Genomic DNA, 22,667 nt, shown 5'->3' with positions numbered 1-22,667 from the left:
GTTACTTTTTGCCGGCCGGAGCCGTACCGCTGCCTGAGCTGCGCATGGCCTTGAAGAAGTCGGACGAAGGATCGATCACCATCACGTCGCCTTTTTTGTCGAAGCTGGCCTTGTAGGCGTCCAGGCTGCGATAGAACTGGGCGAACTGCGGGTCACGGCCAAAGGCGTCGCTGTAGGCGGCGGCAGCCTGCGCATCGCCCTCACCCTTGATTTTCTGCGCTTCGCGGTAGGCATTGGCGATGGTGACCTCGCGCTGCCGGTCGGCATCGGCGCGGATTTTCTCGCCCTCGGCAGCACCGGTGGAGCGCAACTCGTTGGCGACCCGCTTGCGCTCGGCCTCCATGCGGCGGTAAACCGACTCGGTGATGGCCTCCACATAGTCGACACGCGTGATGCGCACGTCGATCACGTCAATGCCCCAGGGTTTGGCGCCGCGCACGACTTCCAGCACCTCGGTTTTCACGTCGGCCATCAGGGCTTCACGCTTGAGCGACAGCAGGTCCTTGACGGTCCGCTTGTTGATGGCTTCCTGGAAGGCATTGCGCACAACCCGGTTCAGCTGGTTGGCACCGGCACGCTCGTCCAGACCCACGTTGCGGATGTACTCCGAGGGCTGGGTGATGCGCCATTTGACATACCAGTCGATCACCACGCGCTGCTTCTCGGCAGTCAGCATCGGTTCGGCATCGGTGCTGTCCAGGGTCAGCAGCCGCCGGTCGATGTACGACACGTTCTGGAAAGGCGGCGGCAACTTGAAGTTCAGGCCAGGCTCGAGGATGACTTCCTTGATCTGGCCCAGTGCGTACACCACACCGAACTGCCGCTGGTCGACCACAAACAGCATGGAACTGAGCAATGCCAGCGCCACCAGCATCGAAGAAGCAATAAATCCAACTCTATTCACGGCAGTTCCTTAGCGTGTTTCGCGGTCGCGGGTGCGTGAGGTGTCACGGGCCCGCGTATCAAGGGTCGAGGTGGAGGGAGCGACCGGGGGCAAGGCCGCCGAGCCGGCCGGCTCGGCGCCGGTCTTGGCGGCACCACCCTGGGCGGTGGCCTGCATCAGCTTGTCGAGCGGCAGGTACAGCAGGTTGGAACCCTGGCGCGACTCCACCAGCACCTTGGTCACGTTGCTGTAGACCTGTTGCATGGCGTCGGTGTACATGCGGTCGCGCGTCACCTGGGGCGCCTTCTGGTACTCCGCCAGCACGGAGCGGAAGCGCTGTGCATCACCCTGGGCCTGTGCCACCACCCTGGCCTTGTAGGCTTCCGACTCTTCCTTGAGGCGCGATGCCGAACCGACCGCGCGCGGAATCACGTCGTTGGCGTAGGCCTGGGCTTCGTTCTTCGCGCGTTCGCGCTCCTGCCCGGCCTTGAGCACGTCGTCAAACGAGGCCTGCACCTGCTCGGGCGGACGTACACCGCTTTGCTGCAAATTGATGCCGACCACTTCCACGCCGACCTTGTAGCGGTCCAGGATGGTCTGCATCAGGGTGCGCACGCGCGGTCCGATCTGGTCGCGCTCCTCGGCCAGCGCCGAGTCCATTTTCATCTTGCCGACCACCTCGCGCACCGCGGTTTCAGCCGCCTGCACCACGGTAGCGGCCGGATCACGCGTCTCGAAAAGGTAGGCGCGCGCGTCGTTCAGGCGGTACTGGACCGCAAACTTGATCTCGACGATGTTCTCGTCTTCCGTGAGCATGGCCGACTCACGCAGGCCGGTGGCCTTGATGATGGTGTCGCGGCCCACGTCGACGGAGCGGATCTGGGACGCCACGACGATTTCATGGCGCTGCACAGGGTAAGGAAGGCGCCAGTTGAAACCGGCACCCACGGTCGAGTTGTACTTGCCGAACTGGGTGATGACGGCCTGCTGGCCCTCCTGCACGATGAAAAAGCCGGTACCCAGCCAGATCAGCACGGCCACGCCGGCGATCAGGCCGATACCGATACCCGCACTTTTCATGTCGGGCTGGAACCCGCCGGGGCCGCCACTGCCGCCCCCGCCGCCCAGTCCACCGGTGCCACGGCCGCGCTGCCCGGCATTTTTGGCGCCGCCAAAAAGACCGCCCAGCTTGCGGTTGAAGTCACGCCACAATTCGTCGAGATCGGGCGGTCCCTGGTTGGGGCCCTGACCCTGACCCTGACCCTGCGGCCGGTTCGGCGCTGGTGGCCGCACAGGCGGCACCTCATCGCGGCCGGACTCGGGCTTGGACTCGTCGGGCGGGGTCTTGCTGTCGTCGTCGCGGCCCCAGCGCGGATCGTTCAAATTGAACATTCCTCGGGCGCGATGCCTCAGCCTTCCTGGCAGGGTGGTCAGCGTCTGTAACACAGGGTTCAGGTTCATGAAATCGAGCTCACTTTTTTTATGATTCCCACATTGTGCCTAATCAGGCCACGGCCTCATCGATTGGGGGGCTATCTTCGACGGGCGCTTGCAACGCATGCCGGGCCAGCAGCTCGCGCAACAGCGGCAGGCCCTCGCCGGTCTGTGCGCTGACAAAAACCCGGTCCACACGCCGGCCCGTGTCCGAAAAGGCATCCTTGACCTCGAAACTGTCACTTAGCTGCAGCGGCCGGCGCGCTTTTTCAAGGGCGTCGAGCTTGTTGAAGACCAGAATCTGCGGCACGTCGGCCGCGCCGATCTCGGCCAACACGCGCTGCACCTGCTCGATCTGCTCGAGATGGTCCGGGTTCGCGCCATCGACCACATGCAGCAGCAAATCGGCGTCTGCGGCCTCCTGCAGCGTGGCGGCAAACGCATCCACCAGGCCGTGCGGCAGGTCGCGGATGAAGCCGACCGTGTCCGACAGCGACACCGACCGGGCGGCGTCGCCAAGGTACAGCTGCCGGGTCGTGGTGTCCAGCGTCGCGAACAGCTGGTCGGCCGCGTAAGCGCGCGCCTTGACCAGGACGTTGAACAGCGTCGTCTTGCCGGCATTGGTGTAGCCGACCAGGGAAATCGTGAAGGAGTTGCGCCGCTCACGCTGGCGCCGCTGGGTCTGGCGCTGCTTCTTGACCTTCGTCAGGCGTTCCTTGGTGCGCTTGATGGACTCGCCGATCATGCGTTTGTCGAGTTCGATCTGTTTCTCGCCCGGACCGCCGCGAACACCGGCGCCGCCAGTCTGCCGCTCCAGGTGGGACCAGCGCCTGACCAGACGCGTCGACAGGTACTGCAGGCGCGCCAGCTCGACCTGCAGCTTGCCTTCATGGCTGCGCGCGCGCTGGGCAAAAATCTCGAGAATCAGCAGGGTGCGGTCGTTGACCGGCAGGCCGAGCACCCGCTCCAGATTGCGTTGCTGGGCCGGGCTCAGGGACTGGTCAAACAGGATTTCGCTGGCGCCCGTCTCCAGCGCGAGCATCTTGATCTCGTCGGCCTTGCCGCTGCCGATGAACAGGGCTGCATCCGGCGCCCTGCGCTTGCAGACCACACGGGCAACCGGCTGCAGGCCGGCCGTCTGGGCCAGCAGGCCCAACTCTTCCAGGCCGGCATCAAAATTGGGGAGGCCCAGATCGACCCCGACCAAAATGGCCAGAGGCGCTGCCGCCGGGGAGAGGTCCTGGGAACTCAGCTGGCTGGGCTTTCTTGGGATTCTGATGCAGCGAAGTTGACTGCACGGCCAGGAACAATGGTCGAAATGGCGTGTTTGTAGACCATCTGGGTGACGGTGTTGCGCAGCAGGACCACATACTGATCGAAAGATTCGATCTGACCCTGAAGCTTGATGCCGTTGACGAGGTAAATCGACACCGGCACATGCTCCCGGCGCAAAGTATTGAGGAAAGGGTCCTGCAAGAGCTGACCTTTGTTGTTGCTCACGATATTTTCCGTGTTCAAGAGTTGATAAGACTTCACCTTACCACAGCCGATTGGCCGTGCATGTAGTCCTAGGTGGAATCTTTGTCCGCATAGGGGTTGCTGGACGATTTCATCTGGATGCGCAGCGGCGTGCCCACCAGGTCAAACTCCTTGCGGAAGCGCCCTTCCAGAAAGCGCTTGTAGGCGTCGGTGACGTGTTCCAGCGAATTGCCGTGAACAATGATGATGGGCGGGTTCATGCCGCCCTGATGCGCATAACGCAGCTTGGGACGGAACATGCCGGCCCGTTGCGGGCTCTGGAACTGCACCGCCTCGAGCAGCAGGCGGGTCAGCACCGGGGTCGACATCTTGCGGTTGGCCGAGGCATGGGCCTGGACAATCGACTTCCAGACCGGACCCAGGCCCTGGCGCTTGATCGCCGAAATATTGTGGATGGTGGCAAACTTCAGGAAGGACAGCCGGGTTTCGATGGAGCGCTGCAGGATTTCCTTCTGGTAGGCGTCCACCGCATCCCATTTGTTGACGGCCAGCACCACCGCGCGCCCGCTTTCCAGGATGTAGCCGGCAATATGGGCGTCCTGGTCGGTCACGCCCTGGGTCGCATCCAGCAGCAGCAGCACCACATTGGCGCTTTCGATGGCCTGCAGGGTCTTGACCACCGAGAACTTTTCAATCGCCTCGAACACCTTGCCCTTGCGGCGCAAACCGGCGGTGTCGATCAGCTCGAATTTCTGCCCGCCGCGCTCGAAGGGCACGGAAATGGCGTCACGCGTGGTACCGGGCTGGTCAAATGCCACCAGGCGCTCTTCGCCCAGCCAGGTGTTGATCAGCGTCGATTTGCCCACATTGGGGCGTCCCGCCACCGCCAGCTTGATCACCGACGGGTCGCTTGGCTCGCCCTCCTCGTCCGGGTCCGGCAGGTTCAGCGGCTGCAGCGCCATCTCGACCAGCGTGCGCATGCCCTGCCCGTGCGAGGCAGACACCGGAAGGACCTCGCCCAGACCGAGCTCGAAAAACTCGGACAGCTGCACGCCCTCGGTCATGCCCTCGGCCTTGTTGGCGGTCAACACCGTCGGCTTGCCCAGCTTGCGCAGGTATTTGGCGATCTCGTGGTCCTGGGCATTGACCCCGGCACGCGCATCGACCACAAACACCACGACGTCGGCCTCAGCCACCGCCTGCCGGGTCTGCTTGGCCATTTCCTTGTAGATGCCATCGACGGCCTTGGGCTCGAAGCCGCCGGTGTCGATGACGATGAACTCCTGTGCGCCCAAATGGCCATTGCCGTAGTGGCGGTCCCGCGTCAGGCCGGCATAGTCGGCCACGATCGCGTCACGCGACTTGGTCAGGCGGTTGAAAATCGTCGATTTGCCCACATTGGGGCGTCCGACCAGGGCGATAACAGGTTTCACAAGAGAGCATTCAGGGTGGGGGGAAGAGCCCCCAGGGGGGACAGCGAAGTGCACGACATGATGATCGTGGCGGCTATCTTCATACCAGCAGGGGCCGCGGATCTGGCTCTGCCAGTCCGCAGGCGCAGCGCCCCCCCGGGGGGCAGCGCAGTACACGAAGTGACAAGCGTGGGGGCCAACATTTACTCGGGCGCGAAGCCGAAAACAGCGCCTGAACGCGTGACCGCAATCAGGATATTGCCGGCCAGCACCGGAGAGGCCGCCACCGGCGAGCCGTCGGTCACGAGGCGGTTCAGCGAGGAGCCGTCCGCGCGGGACAACAGGTGCACAAACCCGGCGGAGTCACCGACGGCGATGGAGCGGCCCACGACCAGCGGCGCACTCAGGCTGCGGTAACGCAGGCTGTCCGAGCTCCAGGCGCTTTCACCGTCGCTGCGGCGCCAGGCCAGAACCTTGCCGTCGGCTTCGGTGCCAAACACCAGGCTGTCGTCGCCATCGATCCCTTGCGCGCCGTTGGCGGGCTTGGTCCACAGCAGGACGCCGCGCTGGGCATCGACACAGCCGACGCTGGCCTGGAAAGCCCGGGCGCAGACCGTGTTGCCGGTGCGGCTCACGGTGCCGACCAGGTCCACCAGGCGCTCCACATCATTGATGCCGCGCGGCGAGGCAATCGGGGCTTCCCAGCGGATGCTGCCATTGAGCGGATTGAGGCCGGTCAGGCGGCCGGCCAGGCCCACCACCAGTGTGTCGCCGACGGCGAGCATGACACCCGACTGGCGCAGCACCAGCGGTTCGCTGGGGCGCTGCTGGGCCCAGAGCTTGCGCCCGGTCTGCCCGTCAAAAGCATTGACCGACCGGTCAGCCGCGAGCACAAACACCCGGCCGCCGGCCACAAACGGTGCGGTGAAGGCCTGGGCCGCCAGTTTCTGGCGCCAGATTTCCTTGCCACCCGACAGGGCCACCACTTCATTGGCCCGCGTGACCACAGCGGCGACCTTGCCGTCACTGCCCACGCCGGCCGCGATTGGTGCGCCGACACTCGCGCGCCAGAAGTCGCGGCCACTGCGCGCGTCCAGCGCCACCACGGTGCCGTCGGTGCTAGCGGCCACCACGGTGTCGCCCGAGACGTTCACCTGGAGCGGGAAAGCAACCTCGCCGATACGGGCGGTCCAGACCTGTTTGGCCGGTACCAGCGCCACCACCGGCTGCAATTCGGCCGGCTGCGGCTTTTTGACGGAGCTGCTGAACATCGAGCACCCCGCCAGGGATGCTACCAAAAAGATAGCTGCAGGCGCTTTCAACATATGGGCCAGAGACCGAAAAGACTTGAAAATCACGGCTTGACCTCCGGGGCGGGCGCGGGAGAAACTGCAGCGGCGGCTGCAGCAGGGGCCAATGCCGCCGACGGGTTCAACCCGAGCGCATTGAGTTTGACTTCGACCAGGCGCCGGTACTCGGTGCGCTCATCCATGCCTTTGTAGGCTTTTTCGTATTCGGCCCGGGCTTCGCTTTTCTTGCCTTGTGCGGCGAGGATGTCGCCGCGGCGATCCGCCGCCAGCGGGATAAAGTCCTTGGGAAAGGTGCCGGTGAGCTGCTGCAGGGCCTCGTCGTAGGCCTTGGCTTCCAGCAGCAATCCCGCCAGGCGCAGCTTGGCAATCGCCTGGTACCCCTCATCGGCGCTCTTGCCGGCCACCCAGCTCAGGGAGCCCTTGGCGGCATCGATGTTGCCCTTGTCGTAGTAGGTCCTGGCCGCCAGCAGGCCGGCCTGCTGGGCGAAGGCCGTCCCGGCAAAACGTTCCTTCATGTCGGTCATGGCGCGGTCCAGCCGGCTGGCGTCTCCCGACTGGGCGGCACGCTCGACCTCGTCGTACATCATGGCCGCCTTGGCGGACTGATCGCGCTGCCAGTAGTTGTAGCCGTTCCAGGCTGCAAAAGCGCCAAAAATGACAATCAAGCCCCAGGTGATCAGGTCGCCGTACTGCTTCCAGAAGTGTTTCAGCTCGTCGAGCTGCTCCTGTTCTTCCAAATCGAGATGTTTTGCCATAGAGCTCTGCTGGTTCCGCCAAATGAATTATGTTGATTGTAGGGGTCGCTGTCAGACGCCGGCCCGCAGGCTGTGCGCCCACAGGGCCACGGTCTCCAGCGGCTGCAGGGTTTGCGCCTGGGCGGCCTCGACCTTTTCGCCGCGCAGGGGCTTGACGGCCACGCTGCCCTGCGCCAGTTCGGCCTCGCCAAAGATCAGGGCGAAGCGGGCGCCGCTGGCATCGGCCTTCTTGAACTGGGATTTCATGCTGCCCATGCCGTCGGCGGCCGCGCCGGCGGCCGCATGCATCTGCACACTGACGCCCAGGGCGCGCAAGGCCTGCAGGGTTTTCAGCACCACGGGCAAAGCCGAGGCTTCAGGAACAATCGCATAGGCGTCCGGCACCGGCAGGTCCGCGGCCCCGCCCTGCTCCTTGATCAGCTCGAGCACCCGCTCCACGCCCAGCGCCCAGCCCACGGCAGGCGCGGCCTTGCCGCCGATCTGCTCGATCAGGTAGTCGTAACGGCCGCCGCCGCAAATCGTTCCCTGCGAGCCCAGGCTGTCGGTGATGAACTCGAACACCGTGAGGTTGTAGTAGTCCATGCCACGCACCAGCCGCGGGTTGATGCTGTAGGCGATGCCGTTGGCCTCGAGAATGGCCTTGACGCTGCTGAAATGGGCCAGCGATGCCTCCCCCAGGAAATCAATCAGCCGCGGCGCGGCCTCCACCAGGGCCTGCATTTTCGGATTTTTGGTGTCCAGGATGCGTAGCGGATTGCTGTGCAGCCGGCGTTTGGCTTCTTCGTCGAGCTGGTCGGCGCTGGTTTCGAAATAGCTGATCAGCGCCGCGCGGTGCTGCCTGCGTTCGTCGGGCTGTCCCAGGCTGTTGAGCTCCAGCCGCACGTCCTTCAGGCCCAGCTCTTTCCACAAGGCATCGGCCAGCAGGATCAGCTCGGCGTCGACTTCGGCGCCGGGAAAGCCCAGCGCTTCGGCGCCGATCTGGTGAAACTGCCGGTAGCGGCCGCGCTGCGGGCGCTCGTGCCGGAACATCGGGCCCATGTAATACAGGCGCTTGCCACCGTCGTAAAGCATGCTGTGCTCGGCCACGGCCCGGACCACACCGGCGGTGTTTTCGGGCCGCAGGGTCAGGGCTTCGCCGTTAAGCCTGTCCTCGAACGAGTACATCTCTTTTTCGACAATGTCGGTCACCTCGCCGAGGCCGCGCACAAACAGCGCCGTCGGCTCGACGATGGGCGTGCGGATGTTGCGGTAGGCATAACGCGCCATCAGCGCACGCACCTTGTCCTCCAGCCATTCCCAGCGCGCCGAATCAGGCGGCAATATGTCGTTCATGCCTTTGACGGCAGTCAGTTTTTCAGCCATGGAATCTTTGTTTAAGCGACCTGGGCGACGGCTGGCGTGCCAAAGCGCTTTTCAATGTAGTTTTCGACAATGACCCGGAACTCCTGCGCGATCTGGTCGCCGCGCAGCGTCACCGCTTTTTCGCCGTCAATATAGACCGGTGCGGCCGGTGCTTCGCCCGAACCCGGCAGGCTGATGCCGATGTCGGCATGTTTGCTCTCGCCCGGTCCGTTGACGATGCAGCCCATCACCGCGACCTTGAGTTTCTCGACGCCGGGGTAGCGGGCCCGCCAGACCGGCATCTGGGCGCGCAGGAAATCGTCGATTTCCTTGGTCAGTTCCTGGAAAGTGGTGCTGGTCGTGCGGCCGCAGCCGGGACAGGCGGTGACGCTGGGCACAAAGCTGCGCAGGCCCAGCGCCTGCAGGATCTCGGAGGCGATCAGCACCTCTTGCGTGCGCGCTTCACCGGGCTGCGGCGTCAGCGAGACACGGATGGTGTCGCCGATGCCTTCCTGCAGCAGGATCGACAGTGCGGCGGCGGACGCCACCGTGCCTTTGGTACCCATGCCGGCTTCGGTCAGGCCAAGATGCAGCGCATAACGCGAGCGTTTGGAAAGTTCACGGTAAACCGAGATCAGGTCCTGCACGCCGCTAACCTTGCAGGACAGGATGATCTGGTGTCTGTCCATGCCCATCTGTTCGGCCAGTTCGGCCGAGCCAATGGCCGAGGTGATCAGCGCCTCGTACATCACCTGTTTCGCGTCCCAGGGCTGGGCACGCCGGCTGTTCTCGTCCATCAGGGCGGCCAGCAGTTCCTGGTCCAGGCTGCCCCAGTTGACACCAATGCGCACCGGCTTGTTCCAGCGGACCGCCGCTTCTATCATCTGCCCGAACTGCCGGTCGTGTTTGTCGCCCTTGCCCACGTTGCCGGGGTTGATGCGGTACTTGGACAGCGCCTCGGCACAAGCCGGGTAGTCGGTCAGCAGCCGGTGGCCGTTGTAATGGAAGTCGCCGATCAGCGGCACGTCGATGCCCATGCGGTCGAGCTGCTCGCGGATATACGGCACCTGCGCCGCAGCTTCCGGCGTGTTGACGGTGATGCGGACCATTTCCGAGCCGGCAATGGCCAGTTCCTTGACCTGGATGGCCGTGCCGATCGCGTCCACCGTGTCGGTGTTGGTCATGGACTGCACACGCACGGGCGCATCGCCGCCCACGGTGACCACACGCGAACCCCAGACCACACGTGCCTGGGACGACAGACGCGCCTTGGGCGCGGCCGACTCCACGGGAAAACATGCTGCCACTACTTCACCTCAAAACGTGCAACGTTGTCTTTGCTCACAGTAACCAGGTCAAAGGCCTTGCCCCGCACCTCGACCTGCGTCGCATCGACCCGACCCACCACGGCCGCCAGCGGCAGGACACCCGCTGCCCCCGCCTCCTCGCCAGCAGCCAGGGTACGGCGCAAAACCACCGTGCCTTTGGCATCGGTGACTTCGACCCAGGACGCCCCTTTGGCCTTGAACACGATGATGCCGGCCGCTGCGGGCGACACGGTCACCGCCGCAGCCGGCGTGGCTGGTACCGCCATGGCCACCGACACAGCTACAGGCACTGGCGGCGGCGCGACAGTGGACAGCTGCGGTGCCAGCGCAGGGGCGGCTGGAGCCACACCCGCAGAGGCAGACGGCTGGGCCGCGCTGTCGGCCACGGCGGGTTTGTCCATTTCCAGCAATTCGGTCTTGGCCATGGCCACCCCGGACAGCGCGCCCGGCGGGGCCGCAGGTGTGTCGGCAACGGCAGGCGAAGGTGTCGCCAGCTGGTTGGCGATGCCGGACTGCTGGGCGGCTGGCAGGAAGATCAGGACCAGGGCACCCAGCACCAGCAGCAAGCCCGCCAGAACGGCTGGCCGGGAGATCTGCGCCAGCAGGGAGGGACCGGGTCCATCACCAGGGGAACGGAACGGGGCGTTGATGGGCGCACTCTGCTGCCCGAGATTGGGCTTGCCGGTTTGCGGCAACAGCGCCAGCACCTGAGCCGTATCGATCTTGAGGGTGCGGCAGACGCTCGCTGCCAGCGCTCGGACAAATACGGCGTCCGGCAACAGGTCCAGCCTGTCGGCCTCCAGCGCTTCGAGCTTTTTGACCGGTACCTTCAATGCCACAGCCAGCGCCGCGATATGCAGGCCTGCGGCCTCGCGCGCCTGCCGGATCAGGGAACCGGCACTGACCGCAGGCACGGCATCTGCCTGGTCTTGCAGGACGTGAGGCGGCAAGTCTTGCTGCGCCAGTGCAGCACTGCCCCGCAGTTGGCCGTCAGCGTCAGTCATTGAAGGCTCCTCTTTCGTAAGCTGCGGCCTCGCGTGACTGGCCGAAGCGCTTTTTCAGCTGATCGGCCAGCTGCAGCATCGCTTCGCGGTTGCCCAGGCTGCGCTCCACCTTCACACCCAGCCACAACGTTTCGGCATTGGCCAGGTTGCTGTTATTCAAACGGCGAATGTAAAACTGCGCGCGTACCAGGTCCCCGCGCTGGAAAAGCAGGCTCGCCAGGTTGTAGCCGGTGACCGGGTTGCCGGCGTCCAGCTCATAGGACTGCAACAGGCTGCGCTCGCCCTCCGCTTTCTGCCCTGCCCGCACCTGACAAAGCCCCTGCGTCATGAGTGTTTTGGCCTGGCCGCTGTACTGGGGCGTGGCGATGGCCCGCGCGAACAGTGCGGCCGATTCGCTGTGGCGGTTTTGCTGGCATAGCAGCCAGCCATAGTTGTGCAGCACGTCGCCATCCCGCGGATTGAGCGACATGGCCCGGCGGAAACTGTCCTCGGCGAGCGCGTTGTCATTCATGCGCATGTAGACCAGGCCGCGCAGGTTGTAGGCATCGGCATAGGTCGGGTCGGTCACCAGCGCCTGCTTGAGTTCGTCGAGGGCGACGTTGGTCTGCCCCTGCTGAAAATAATTGGCAGCCAGCTCCAGGCGGATGCGCGCGCGTTTGCGCACGTCCGGCTCGTCCGACTCCGTCATGATTTCCCCGCGCCCGCTCGCGGCGCCCGGGGCGGAACCCGGTTTGCCGGCACAGCCGGCGAGCAGCACAGCCGCCCACCAGCAGACAGACATCAACAGGACATTGCGGACACGCTTCATACACCGACCTCTCTGGAGACTATCTTGATGCCCTTGAGCATACCTTGCCGCTGCGTGGCCATGCGCTGCTGGACGCCGGTGCGGTCCTGCACATCGCCGGCGAGCTGGCCGCAGGCGGCATCGATGTCGTCGCCCCGGGTTTTTCGCACGGTGGTCACGATGCCGGCATCCATCAGGATTTTGGCGAAAGCGATTACCTGCGGCATGTCGGAACGCTTCAAGCCGGAGGCCGGAAACGGATTGAAGGGGATCAGGTTGAACTTGCAGGCCAGGCCTTGCAGTGAATGCCTGCGCATCAATTCCACCAGCATGCGCGCATGTTCGGGCTGGTCATTGACGCCGTCGAGCATGCAGTATTCAAAGGTAATGAAGTCCCTGGGCGCCGCGGCCTGGTAACGCGTGCAGGCCTCGAGCAACTCAGCGATCGGGTATTTTTTGTTCAGCGGCACCAGGTTGCTGCGCAGCTCGTCTTCCGGCGCATGCAGCGACACCGCCAGCGCGACCGGGCAATCCTGCGCCAGGCGGTCCATCATGGGAACGACGCCCGAGGTCGAGACAGTCACGCGCCGGCGCGAAAGACCATAGGCATGGTCGTCCAGCATCACGCGCAGGGCCGGCAGCAGTTGCGCGTAGTTTTGCAGCGGTTCGCCCATGCCCATCATCACCACGTTGGAAATGACGCGCTCGGTTTTACCAAGGTGCTTGCGCAAAAAGTGTTCGGCATACCAGAGCTGGCCGATAATCTCGGCCGTTGTCAGGTTGCGGCTGAAGCCCTGGTGCCCGGTGGAGCAAAAACGGCAGCCAACGGCGCAGCCGGCCTGCGACGAAATGCAAAGCGTTCCGCGGTCGGCTTCGGGGATAAAAACGGTTTCAATGACATCGCCGGCACCGACGTCGAACAGCCACTTGATGGTGCCGTCGGCCGAATCGTGCCGGGAGACCGGCTTGAGGCCCTGGATATGGGCCGCACCGGCGAGTTTTTCGCGCAGCGACTTGGCCAGATCGGTCATCTGGTCGAAATCTGTCGCGCCCTTCTGGTGAATCCAGCGAAAAAGCTGGGTAGCCCGGAAACGCTTTTCCCCGAGCTGCCCGCAAAAGGCGGCCAGACCTTCCAGATCGTAATCAAGCAGGTTGGCCGTCATTGCATGGAGAATCCGCGCCGGCGCAGTGCCGGACCGCCCCAAACGCACCGACACCCCCACGGGGGGCAGCGAAACGCAGTGGAGCGTGGGGGCAACATGTCAGCGCGAATAGATGTTCATGCCCGCGAAGAAGAAGCTGATCTCCACCTGGGCAGTTTCGACGGCGTCGGAGCCATGCACGGCATTGGCATCAATGCTGTCGGCGAAATCGGCGCGAATGGTACCGGCGGCGGCTTTCTTCGGATCCGTCGCACCCATCAGGTCGCGGTGTTTCAGGATCGCGTTTTCGCCTTCCAGGGCGGAAATCATGACCGGGCCGGACATCATGAACTCAACCAGATCCTTGAAGAAAGGACGCTCCTTATGCACCGCATAAAAGGCTTCGGCTTCGCCGCGCGACAGATGCGCCATCCGCGCAGCAACCACCTTCAGGCCGGCAGCCTCAAAGCGTGCATAAATTTGACCAATGACATTTTTTGCCACTGCATCGGGTTTGATGATGGAGAGAGTGCGTTCGATCGCCATGAGATTTCCTTAACCTTGATTTTCTGGGATTTATTCAAATCGAATAAAGCCTCTGATTTTAACCCGCGGACAATGGCCCTTGGGCAAAAGAGCATGTGGACGCGCCGGGGAGTCAGCGGTTTCCACCGCGGTTGCCGCCCCCGCTGCGATTTCCGCCGCGGTTTCCACCTCCACCTCCACCGCTGCGCCGTGGGCCCGAAGCACCGCCGCCGCCGCCGCCCGTACCGCTACCTCCGCGGCGTTGGCCCTGGCCCGGTGCCTGCCGCTGGCGGGTAAAGGTTTCCGCGCCGATATAACCAAACGAGGTTTTCATCGGGTCGGGCTGCGCTCCGCCGGGGCCCTTGTCACCGCGGTCGCCGCCCCGGTCGTCGCGGCGTTTCGGGCCCTGCCCGCCGGTGTTGCCGCCAAACTTGCCGGGCGGGCCGGACCGGGGACCGGCGCCGGGGTTGCCCCCGTTGCCGCGCCCCCCCTTGGCGCCACGGCGACGGTTGGCGTCACGCGGCGCTTCGTTGCGGTTCATCGGTGGCTGGAGGTCCAGCGGATCGTGGCCGGCCTCATCGCCTGGTTCCCCCGGCTCGGCTGCCCGGCTTTTTTCCGGCATGACCTGCGCATCCGGTGCCCGGTTGGCGCCGTTGTCGGGCCGTCCCCGTCCGCCGCGTGGGCGGTCGTTGCGGCGCGGCCCGCGCCCTGTCCGGCCCTCGCCGGAGCCGGCTTCCCCGCCCGCCCCTGCTTCCCCGGTGCTCCTGTTGGGCCCACGCGGATCGGCGCGAGCTTCCGAACGTCCGACAGCGCTGGTCAGCGCGTCGATGTCGCGTTCGTCGAGTTCGACAAAGGCGCCGCGCTTGAGACCTCGCGGCAGCACCACCGCACCGTAACGGATGCGGATCAGTCGGCTGACGGCGTGACCCACCGCTTCGAACATGCGGCGCACCTCGCGGTTGCGACCTTCTGAAATCGTCACGCGGTACCAGCAGTTGGCGCCCTCGCCGCCGCCGGCTTCAATCGTGCTGAACTGGGCCAGGCCGTCGTCAAGCTGCACGCCGTCGAGCAGGCGCTTTTTCTCTTCGTTGTTCAGCGCGCCCAGCACACGCACCGCGTACTCTCGCTCCAGACCAAAACGGGGATGCATGAGTTTGTTGGCGAGTTCACCGGAACTGGTCAGCAGCAAAAGCCCCTCGGTGTTCAGGTCGAGCCGGCCCACCGATTGCCACTTGCCCTGAAACAGCTTGGGCAGACGGCGAAACACCGTCGGCCGGTTTTGCGGATCGTCATGCGACACCACCTCACCGGCAGGCTTGTGGTAGGCGATGATCCGCGGCGGCGGCGGGTCGATGCGCACGCGGATCGGCTTGCCGTTGACCTTGACCGTGTCGCCAAACTGGATGCGCTGGCCAATGTGGGCCGGTTCGCCATTGACGGAAATCCGGCCTTCCAGAATCAGCTGCTCCATTTCCAGCCGGGAACCAAGTCCCGCTTGCGCCAGCACCTTGTGCAGCTTGGGCGTTTCCGGCTGGGGCAGCAGCACGCGCTTGGGAAGCTCAAGCGCCACGTCCTCCTCTTCATCGGCATCGAACTGGCCGGTCACCACGTCTTCAAAACGGGCCAGCGCCGGCGTCACCTGCGCCACGCGCTCGAGCCTGCCCGGCAGCGCATTTGCCGCATCGCCAGCAGGCGGCACCTCGATTGCTATCAAATCAGGAGCTGACTGCGCAGCTGAATCGGGGGCTGGCGGCACAATGGGCTCATCAACCTGGGGGGTGGGAGCGGTGACCGGAGGCGGATTGTCTTTTTGATTCATGCGTTTGCGTTCAGGCGTTGGGATCGGTGGCCGTGAGGCTGGTTAACGGAGCGTCCTGCGAATGGCCGGCATCCGCCGCATCGGAAAGTTCTGCGACCAGCAAGCCGGCCGGCCCGGGCGCCGCCTCGTCGCCGGCCACAGCCGCGGACATGCCAAACTCGATCTGATCGAGCATGGACGCCTGCGCCGCCGTGGTGTCCATGACCGGCAACTGGTCCAGCGACTCCAGTCCCAGATCGTCGAGAAACTGCCGCGTCGTTGCATACAGCCCCGGCCGCCCGACAGTTTCGCGGTGGCCGATGACCTCGACCCAACCGCGGTCCTCAAGCTGCTTGAGAATCATGCTGTTGATGGTCACGCCCCGGATGTCTTCCATGTCGCCACGTGTCACCGGCTGTCGGTAGGCAATGATGGCCAGCGTCTCCAGCGTGGCACGGGTATAGCGCGGCGGTTTTTCAGGGTGCAGGCGATCGAGGTACTCGCGCATTTGCGGCCGGCTCTGGAAACGCCAGCCGGTCGCGACATGCACCAGCTCCACCCCCCGCCCGGACCAGTCGTTTTGCAGATCCTCCAGCAGGAGCTTGAGGGTGTCGGCTGTCAGTGCCCCGTTGAACAATACACCCATCTCACGCAAAGGCAGCGGCTGCTGCGCGCAAATAAGTGCCGTTTCGAGGACGCGCTTGGCATCCGTCGTATTCATGGTCTTGGTTCCGAAATGATTCGAGATAAAGGCGCCTGGCGGCGCAGTTCACATTCATGCGCAACCACAACATCTGGGCGCGCCATGCGGCGGGTAGCAGAAAACTACTGAATTTGATTGTATCCCAGCCCCAGCTGGGCAAGCGCCGCGGCCAGATCCGCCGGCAGCGGCGCCCTGAACTCGAGGGCTGCGCCGGTGACGGGGTGGGTAAAAGCCAGGCGGCAGGCATGCAGGGCCTGCCGCTCCATGCCCGCGGCAGGCTTGCCGCCATACACCTCGTCGGCCACCAGCGGATGGCCGATGGAGGCCATGTGCACCCTGATCTGGTGGGTCCGGCCGGTCTGCAGCCGGCAGCGCACCAGGCAATACGCCCCTTCGTTTTGCAGCAGGTAAAAGCCGGTGGAAGCGGTCTTGCCGGTCGTTTTTTCCAGGTCCACCACCGCCATGCGCAGGCGATTGCGCGGGTCGCGGCCAATCGGCGCCTCGACCTGGCGCGACTTCGACCCTTCCCAAGCGCCGTGGGCCAGCGCGATGTATTCACGACTGACACTTCGCTCGGCAATCATGGCCACCAGCTGGTCCATGACCTGGCGCCTGCGCGCCACCACCATCAGGCCGCTGGTGTCCTTGTCCAGCCGGTGCACAATGCCCGCGCGCGGCAGCAGGCTGGCCTGGGGATCGCGCGCCAGCAGCCCGTTGAGCAGCGTGCCGCTCCAGTTGCCGGGCGCCGGATGCACCACCAGGCCGGCCGGTTTGTTGATGACCAGCAGATGCTCGTCTTCAAAAAGAACCTCCAGCGCCATCACCTCCGGCTTGAAGGCCTGGCTTTGCGGCGTGGGTTTCAGTTCGATCTTGAGGTCGTCGCCGGCCTTGACCTTGGCGGAGACCTTGGTCACCGTGACGCCATTGAGCTGCACGGCAGCCGCCTCGATCAGTTGCTGCAGATAGCTGCGGGAGAACTCGGGCACAATGCCAGCCAGTGCCCGGTCCAGACGCGCACCGTGACTCTCCACGGGAACACTGACCTCGCGCAACTCGGCATCGGCGGCCGTCTCGCCCTCCCCCAGAATGTCATCGGTCAGAGTGCCCGCCGCAGTGGCGCTCGATATAATCAGTTTGCTTTGTACAGAATCAGTCATCAATAGGATCAATTGCGATGTTTTCCACCAAATTATCGGTTGTTCCGGCCACACGCCCCGTGGCAGCGGCCATGCTCGTCTGTGCATTTCTCCTTTCGGCATGTTCTTCCACCGTGAAAGACTCCACGGCCAACTGGAGCCCCAACAAGATTTACACGGAAGCCAGAGACGAAGCGAATTCCGGCGCCTACGACAAGGCTGTCCCGCTGTTTGAAAAGCTCGAAGGCCGCGCGGCCGGTACACCGCTGGCGCAACAAGCCCAGCTGGAAAAAGCCTATGCCCAGTTCAAGAGTGGCGAGCAGGCACAGGCACTGGCCACGCTGGACCGCTTCATGAAGCTGCATCCGGCCAGCCCGGCGATCGACTACGCGCTGTACCTCAAGGGTCTGGTCAACTTCAACGAGAACCTGGGCCTGTTCAGCTTTCTGTACAAACAGGACCTGTCCGAGCGGGACCAGAAGGCCGCCAAGGAGTCCTTCGAGTCCTTCAAGGATCTGGTCAATCGTTTTCCCGAGTCCAAATACTCGGCCGACGCACGCCTGCGCATGAACTACATCGTCAACTCCCTGGCCCAGTATGAAGTCCATGTGGCCAGCTACTACTACTCCCGCGGGGCCTACATCTCGGCCATCAACCGTGCGCAAACCGCGATTGCGGACTACCGCGATGTGCCGGTGCTCGAAGAAGCCCTGTTCATTCTGTACAAGTCCTATGACGCCCTCAACATGACCCAGCTGCGCGACGACACCAAACGCGTGATGGAAAGAAGCTTCCCGCAGAGCGAATACCTGTCCAAGGGCTTCAAGTCGGTGGATGGGCCCTGGTACAAGTTCTGGTAAGCAGATCCAGCCGTTCGCTCAACTCCTCTTCCGACGCGAGGCGCTGCATGGGCGGCAGCGCACGCAGCAGACGCTTGCCGTAACCCATGACGGCCAGGCGGCTGTCGCAGACCACCAGCACGCCCTGATCGGTTTCGCGGCGTATCAGGCGCCCGGCGCCCTGCTTCAGCGCCACAGCAGCTTCCGGCAGGAAATAGTCGTTGAAAGCGCTTTTTCCTTCTGACTCCAGCAGCCGCGACCTGGCCTCCACCATCGGGTCGTTGGGCGGCGGGAAAGGCAGCTTGTCGATGATCACCAGCTGCAGCGCATCACCCGGCACATCGATGCCTTCCCAGAAGGAGGCGGACGCCACCAGCACACAGCCGCGTCCGCCATGGCTGTCGGCCTGGCGAAAACGCTCAATCAGGGTCCGTTTGGGCATCGCTCCCTGCACCAGCACCTCGATCTCGGCCGAACTCTCAAAGCTCGCCTGCAGGGCCTCGCCGATGGCGCGCAAGGCGCGCAAGGTCGTTGTCAGCACCATGGTGCGGCCGCCCAGCCGGCGTGCCCAGTCCGCAGCGGAGGCCGCCACCGCAGCCGTGTGCGTCGGGTCGCCCGGCTTGGGGAAGTCTCGAGGAACGTAAAACGCCGCCTGGCGCGCATAGTCGAAAGGGCTGCCCACCTGCAACACCGTGGCGCCGGTCAAGCCGCAGGGCTGCGTGAACCAGCTCAATTGCGCATCGTCGCCCAAGGTGGCCGAGGTGAAGACCCAGGTTTTCGCCGCCTTGTCGTCGGTGAACACCCTGGCCTGGATGGCTTGGGCGATGTCCAGCGGGGACTCCACCAGCCGCAGCTGGGTGCCCACATCCAGCCAGCGGACACCGCCGGGCTCGGGCGCAAGGGCAAACGCACGGGCACGCGCCTCCAGTTCGGCCGCGCGCTCCTGCAGGCGCACGAAGTCCGGTGCCATGCCACTGACCGTGTTCAGGGCCTCACAGGCGCCAGCCAGCGCGGTGCTGACGGCCGCCAGCGCCTGCGTCCATTCGGCAGGGGCCAGGCCTTCGGGCGCGCCATCGTTCCAACGCAGCTTGCTGCCCGGATAGGCATTGCCCACGCACAGACGCAGGTCACGGGCCGCATGTTCGGTCGCCCCGGCCAGCGCCTGCCAGTCCAGCAGGCCGCGCGCCAGCTGCAGCCCGGTGCCCAGCATGTCGCGCGCAAAATCGAGGAGTTGCCCGGTCGACAGGTTTTTCCCGAGGAACTGCACGCCGGTTTCATTGAGCTGGTGTGCCTCGTCAAAAATCGCAATGCGCACTGTCGGCAGCAGTTCGGCCACGCCCGATTCACGCACCGCCAGGTCCGCAAAAAACAGGTGGTGGTTGATCACCACCACGTCGGCCGCCAGTGCTTCCCGCCGTGCATGGTTGACGTGGCAGGCGCGAAAGCGTGGGCACTGGGCGCCGAGGCAGTTTTCCCGGGTCGAGGTCACCCAGGGGATCACCGGTGAGCGTTCGTCCAGTCCGGGGAGTTCAGCCAGATCGCCAGTGTCCGTTCCACGTGCCCACTCCTCCACCTTGGCCAGCGCGCGAAGCGAGCTGCGCTCCGGAAAGTTGGCGTCATGGCGGGCCATCTCCATGCGGTGCAGACAGAGGTAACTGCCGCGCCCCTTGAGCAGGGCGGTGCTGACCGGCACGCCCAGAGCCTTGACCAGGGCCGGCAGGTCACGTCCAAACAACTGGTCCTGCAGGGCCTTGGTGGCAGTGGACAGCAGCACCCGCTCGCCGCTGAGCAGGGCCGGCACCAGGTAAGAGAAGGTTTTTCCGACACCGGTGCTGGCCTCCACCACCAGCGGATACGCGCCTTCGATGGCGCGCGCCACAGCCAGGGCCATCTCGGTCTGTCCGCTGCGCGGGACAAAATGCTCGGCTGCGCGCGCCAGCACACCTTCGGGGGCAAAAGCCTCCAGAACTTGCGATTCCAGGTTCATCAGGCGGGTTCGGGCGGGTCGAGGGCCAGCTCGAGCTGGGAGATCAGGTCACGCAGGAGCAGGCGGCGTTTTTTCAGGCGCCTGAGCATCAACTCGTCGATCGGCACGGCATGTGCGGTGAGGTCCACCAGGGCATTGAGATCCGCATGTTCGATTTTGAGGTCTATGAGGCGACGCTCCGGGGAGTGCAGGTTGAAGTCCAAGTTTTTTGATCCGGGAGGGCAGCTTCATCTGATAATACGTTGATTACGGAGATAAATCGAGTCCACATGACTCGGCCATTTCAATATGTCCAAAGGTTATCGAATCACGGCGTCAACCGGTATCCACAAGGGAGACCGCGACTACCAGCAGGACCAGGTGGCCCTGCTCAGCCATCCGCGCATCGCCGGCTGCATGCTCGGCATCGTGGCCGACGGCATGGGCGGCCGAAGCGGTGGGCGCAAGGCGTCCGACCAGGTCATGATGACCGCCAAACAGCTGTTCGAGCGTTATGCCCCCGACACCGACGATGCGGTGGCCATGCTCAAACAGCTGGTGGAAGAAGCCCACACCGTGATCAAGCTCACGGCCATTTCCGCCGAACAGGAGCCGCACAGCACGCTGGCTGCGTTTGTGATCAACCCGGGCGGCGACTGCCACTGGGTCCACGTCGGCGACTCACGTATTTACCATTTTCGGGGCGCCAAGCTGGTCACGCGGACCATCGACCACTCGTATGTCCAGACATTGGTGGACAAAGGCGAACTCACCGAGGAAGAAGCCAACGTGCATCCGCAGTCCAACATCCTGATGGGCTGCCTGGGCACCGAGGAGGCGCCACCGGTGAGCCAGCACTACATTCCCCACCTGGGTCCGGGCGACTCGCTGATCGCCTGCAGCGACGGTGTCTGGCATTATTTCAGTCCCAGTGAGATGGGCTCCGCCTTGTCAATGTTGTCGCCGCGCGAGGCCACCGAATTCCTGATCCAGAAAGCGCGGTCGCGGGCTCATGGCAGCGGTGACAACCTGTCGCTGGTGATCGTCAAGTTGGAGGCGCTGGCCTGACCTCAGCCAGGTGCGGGCAAGGGCTTGGCCGCCGGCTTGGTCTGCTCGCGCAGCCTCTGCTCGCGGGTGGCTTTTCTCTCCTGCGCTTCCTGCTGCTTGTCCTTGTAAATCTGGGCCTCTTTGGCACTGGCGGCCTGTTTGTCTGCACGCGCCTGGGCCCGCGCCTTCGAACCCTGGTCCTTGCCGGCAGCCTCGGCCGCATTCACCGCTTCGTTCTGCTTCAAATCAATGCGGTCGCTGGCCTTCTGGCGCGTCCGCTCTTCCCGGGCTTTGGTGGCCTCCAGCGCCGTCGCGCGGCGCTCGGCCGCCTGCCGCTCAGCCTCGGGCGACGATTTTTCCTCGGTCTTGCGAACCTGCTCGGCCGCCTTTTGCCTGCGCTCCTGCTCATTGAGGGCAACTTCCCGGAACTTCAGGTCGGCCATCGCCTCGCGCCGTCTGGCTTTGATGGCATTGAGGCAGTTGTTGACAAAAAACCTCTTGTAGCAGGCGTCTTCTTCCGCATCAAACGCCGCCTCCAGGGTGGTGCGCTCGGCGTTGATGCGCTGCCGTTCGCGATCGGCGGCGGCCGACACCAGTTCATCCTGGGTCTGAGCGCTTGAAGCGAAACCCAGGGTGGACAGCAGCAGAAAAAGAAACAGTTTTTTCATGTCAGGGTGGTATCCACATTTCTGCGCTCCAGCGCAAGAAACTCGGCAGACTGCATTTCATTGAGCCTGGACACCGTCCGGGGAAACTCGTGTGCCAGGGGACCTTCTGTATATAACGCCTCAGGGGGGACTTCCGCCGACATGATGAGTTTGACACGCCGGTCGTACAACACATCGACGAGCCAGGTAAAGCGCCGCGCCTCGGATGCCATGCGCACGGGCATGTGCGGCACATTGCTGAGAAGCACCGTGTGAAACTGGGTGGCGATTTCCAGATAGTCATTTTGCGAACGCGGCCCGCCGCACAGGGTCTTGAAATCGAACCAGACGACGCCGCCCGCCTTGCGCCTGGCATGGATTTTCCGTGACTCGATATGCAGCACCGGCGATTCATCATGGGACTCCGCCAGCCGCTGAAAAGTTTCCTCCATCTCCGCGTCTGCCTGCGGACCCAGCGGCGTGTGGTACAGCTTGACCTGCTCGAGCGTGCGCCGGCGGTAGTCGGTCCCGTTGTCCACGCTGAGCACTTCAAGGTTCTGCTTGAGCAGCGCAATCGCAGGGAGGATGCGGTCCCGGTGCAGGCCGTTCGGGTACAGGTCGTCAGGATGGAAATTGGAGGTGGTGACAAAACCTACGCCGTTGTCAAACAGCGCCGCCAGCAGGCGGTGCAGAATCATCGCATCGGTGATGTCGGCGACGTGAAACTCGTCAAAGCAGATGAGGCGGTAACGTTTGGCAATACGTTTGCCCAGCTCGTCGAGCGGATTGACCGTGCCCTGGAGGTCGCGCAGTTCCCGGTGGACTTCACGCATGAACTCGTGAAAATGCAGGCGCGTCTTGCGCTTGAGCGGAACCGCGTTGTAAAAGCAGTCCATCAGAAAGCTTTTGCCGCGCCCCACCCCGCCGTGCATGTAAACCCCGCGCGGAATGTCGGGCCTGTTGATCAGCTTCTTGAGCGGATTGGAACGCTTCTCCTTGAACGCCGCCCACTCGGTGGCGCAACGCTCCAGCGCGTCCACCGCCCGCAACTGGGCGGGGTCACTGGTGTAACCCCGCGTCTTCAGTTCAGACTCGTAATCCGAACGCACCGACATCGTCAAGACTTCGATG

Annotated in this window: 22 protein-coding genes; 2 read left to right on the top strand and 20 right to left on the bottom strand. The window is 64.1% G+C overall.

Translation table 11 applies throughout. From position 1 onward, the window contains the following. Window position 1 precedes the first annotated feature (1 nt). The 16 genes from hflC to B7G52_RS07435 form a co-directional block, all read right to left on the bottom strand. Window positions 2-904 carry a protease modulator HflC gene (gene hflC / locus B7G52_RS07510; RefSeq protein WP_096662539.1) on the bottom strand — a complete coding sequence of 301 codons (903 nt, stop codon included), beginning with the start codon at window positions 902-904 and terminating at the stop codon, window positions 2-4. A 9-nt stretch (window positions 905-913) separates the two neighbouring features. Beyond that, the gene (hflK, locus tag B7G52_RS07505; RefSeq protein WP_096697002.1) at window positions 914-2,344 is read right to left on the bottom strand and encodes an FtsH protease activity modulator HflK; all 1,431 of its coding nucleotides are present in this window, start codon (window positions 2,342-2,344) and stop codon (window positions 914-916) included. Between the two features lie 43 nt (window positions 2,345-2,387). Next, window positions 2,388-3,527 (bottom strand): GTPase HflX, encoded by a 1,140-nt coding sequence (gene hflX, locus B7G52_RS07500; protein WP_240523363.1) that lies wholly within the window; start codon window positions 3,525-3,527, stop codon window positions 2,388-2,390. A gap of 38 nt (window positions 3,528-3,565) precedes the next feature. Further along, complete coding sequence (gene hfq, locus B7G52_RS07495) at window positions 3,566-3,835, bottom strand: RNA chaperone Hfq (protein WP_096697000.1); 270 nt, start codon at window positions 3,833-3,835, stop codon at window positions 3,566-3,568. Window positions 3,836-3,885: 50 nt separating this feature from the next. After that, window positions 3,886-5,229, bottom strand: coding sequence for a ribosome biogenesis GTPase Der (gene der / locus B7G52_RS07490; RefSeq protein ID WP_096696999.1), 1,344 nt, complete (start codon window positions 5,227-5,229; stop codon window positions 3,886-3,888). A gap of 182 nt (window positions 5,230-5,411) precedes the next feature. Then, entirely contained in the window at window positions 5,412-6,533 is a 1,122-nt protein-coding gene (gene bamB / locus B7G52_RS07485) for an outer membrane protein assembly factor BamB (RefSeq protein ID WP_096696998.1), read from the bottom strand. A 29-nt stretch (window positions 6,534-6,562) separates the two neighbouring features. Further along, window positions 6,563-7,273, bottom strand: coding sequence for a tetratricopeptide repeat protein (locus B7G52_RS07480; RefSeq protein WP_096696997.1), 711 nt, complete (start codon window positions 7,271-7,273; stop codon window positions 6,563-6,565). Between the two features lie 51 nt (window positions 7,274-7,324). After that, window positions 7,325-8,635 carry a histidine--tRNA ligase gene (gene hisS / locus B7G52_RS07475; protein WP_096696996.1) on the bottom strand — a complete coding sequence of 437 codons (1,311 nt, stop codon included), beginning with the start codon at window positions 8,633-8,635 and terminating at the stop codon, window positions 7,325-7,327. 11 nt (window positions 8,636-8,646) lie between these two features. Continuing rightward, on the bottom strand, window positions 8,647-9,921 hold the full coding sequence (gene ispG / locus B7G52_RS07470; RefSeq protein ID WP_096696995.1) for a flavodoxin-dependent (E)-4-hydroxy-3-methylbut-2-enyl-diphosphate synthase: 1,275 nt from the start codon (window positions 9,919-9,921) through the stop codon (window positions 8,647-8,649). Next, the gene (locus tag B7G52_RS07465) at window positions 9,921-10,946 is read right to left on the bottom strand and encodes a helix-turn-helix domain-containing protein (RefSeq protein WP_096696994.1); all 1,026 of its coding nucleotides are present in this window, start codon (window positions 10,944-10,946) and stop codon (window positions 9,921-9,923) included. Before B7G52_RS07465 ends, ispG begins: the two co-directional genes overlap by 1 nt. Continuing rightward, complete coding sequence (gene pilW / locus B7G52_RS07460) at window positions 10,939-11,754, bottom strand: type IV pilus biogenesis/stability protein PilW (RefSeq protein ID WP_096696993.1); 816 nt, start codon at window positions 11,752-11,754, stop codon at window positions 10,939-10,941. Before pilW ends, B7G52_RS07465 begins: the two co-directional genes overlap by 8 nt. Further along, entirely contained in the window at window positions 11,751-12,896 is a 1,146-nt protein-coding gene (gene rlmN, locus B7G52_RS07455; protein WP_096696992.1) for a 23S rRNA (adenine(2503)-C(2))-methyltransferase RlmN, read from the bottom strand. Before rlmN ends, pilW begins: the two co-directional genes overlap by 4 nt. Window positions 12,897-12,995: 99 nt before the next feature. Continuing rightward, a complete protein-coding gene (gene ndk / locus B7G52_RS07450) occupies window positions 12,996-13,421 on the bottom strand; it encodes a nucleoside-diphosphate kinase (protein WP_096696991.1) in 426 nt (141 codons plus the stop codon). A gap of 112 nt (window positions 13,422-13,533) precedes the next feature. Then, window positions 13,534-15,219 carry a pseudouridine synthase gene (locus B7G52_RS07445; RefSeq protein WP_096696990.1) on the bottom strand — a complete coding sequence of 562 codons (1,686 nt, stop codon included), beginning with the start codon at window positions 15,217-15,219 and terminating at the stop codon, window positions 13,534-13,536. Between the two features lie 10 nt (window positions 15,220-15,229). Continuing rightward, window positions 15,230-15,919, bottom strand: a complete 690-nt coding sequence (scpB, locus tag B7G52_RS07440; RefSeq protein WP_096696989.1) for an SMC-Scp complex subunit ScpB — start codon at window positions 15,917-15,919, stop codon at window positions 15,230-15,232. A gap of 104 nt (window positions 15,920-16,023) precedes the next feature. Beyond that, window positions 16,024-17,058 (bottom strand): RluA family pseudouridine synthase, encoded by a 1,035-nt coding sequence (locus B7G52_RS07435; RefSeq protein WP_096696988.1) that lies wholly within the window; start codon window positions 17,056-17,058, stop codon window positions 16,024-16,026. Between the two features lie 17 nt (window positions 17,059-17,075). Between B7G52_RS07435 and B7G52_RS07430 the strand changes: the two genes are divergently transcribed. After that, a complete protein-coding gene (locus tag B7G52_RS07430) occupies window positions 17,076-17,897 on the top strand; it encodes an outer membrane protein assembly factor BamD (protein WP_096696987.1) in 822 nt (273 codons plus the stop codon). On the opposite strand, the gene B7G52_RS07425 is transcribed toward B7G52_RS07430, so the two are convergent. Further along, complete coding sequence (locus B7G52_RS07425) at window positions 17,860-19,863, bottom strand: ATP-dependent DNA helicase (RefSeq protein WP_096696986.1); 2,004 nt, start codon at window positions 19,861-19,863, stop codon at window positions 17,860-17,862. The genes B7G52_RS07430 and B7G52_RS07425 overlap by 38 nt on opposite strands. Further along, window positions 19,863-20,066: a DUF465 domain-containing protein gene (locus tag B7G52_RS07420; protein ID WP_096696985.1), complete on the bottom strand. Its 204-nt coding sequence runs from the start codon at window positions 20,064-20,066 to the stop codon at window positions 19,863-19,865. Before B7G52_RS07420 ends, B7G52_RS07425 begins: the two co-directional genes overlap by 1 nt. 85 nt (window positions 20,067-20,151) lie before the next feature. Between B7G52_RS07420 and B7G52_RS07415 the strand changes: the two genes are divergently transcribed. Then, the gene (locus tag B7G52_RS07415; RefSeq protein WP_096696984.1) at window positions 20,152-20,910 is read left to right on the top strand and encodes a PP2C family serine/threonine-protein phosphatase; all 759 of its coding nucleotides are present in this window, start codon (window positions 20,152-20,154) and stop codon (window positions 20,908-20,910) included. A gap of 2 nt (window positions 20,911-20,912) precedes the next feature. Here the strand turns inward: B7G52_RS07415 and B7G52_RS07410 are convergent, their stop codons facing one another. Together B7G52_RS07410 and zapE are read right to left on the bottom strand one after the other, a co-directional pair. Beyond that, complete coding sequence (locus B7G52_RS07410) at window positions 20,913-21,557, bottom strand: hypothetical protein (RefSeq protein ID WP_096696983.1); 645 nt, start codon at window positions 21,555-21,557, stop codon at window positions 20,913-20,915. Continuing rightward, entirely contained in the window at window positions 21,554-22,651 is a 1,098-nt protein-coding gene (gene zapE, locus B7G52_RS07405) for a cell division protein ZapE (RefSeq protein ID WP_096696982.1), read from the bottom strand. The genes B7G52_RS07410 and zapE overlap by 4 nt, the downstream gene beginning before the upstream one ends. Window positions 22,652-22,667 lie beyond the last annotated feature (16 nt).

It is taken from the genome of Polaromonas sp. AER18D-145, from assembly GCF_002379095.1.
Lineage (GTDB): Bacteria > Pseudomonadota > Gammaproteobacteria > Burkholderiales > Burkholderiaceae_C > Polaromonas.
This window is presented reverse-complemented; position numbering and strand designations above follow the sequence as displayed.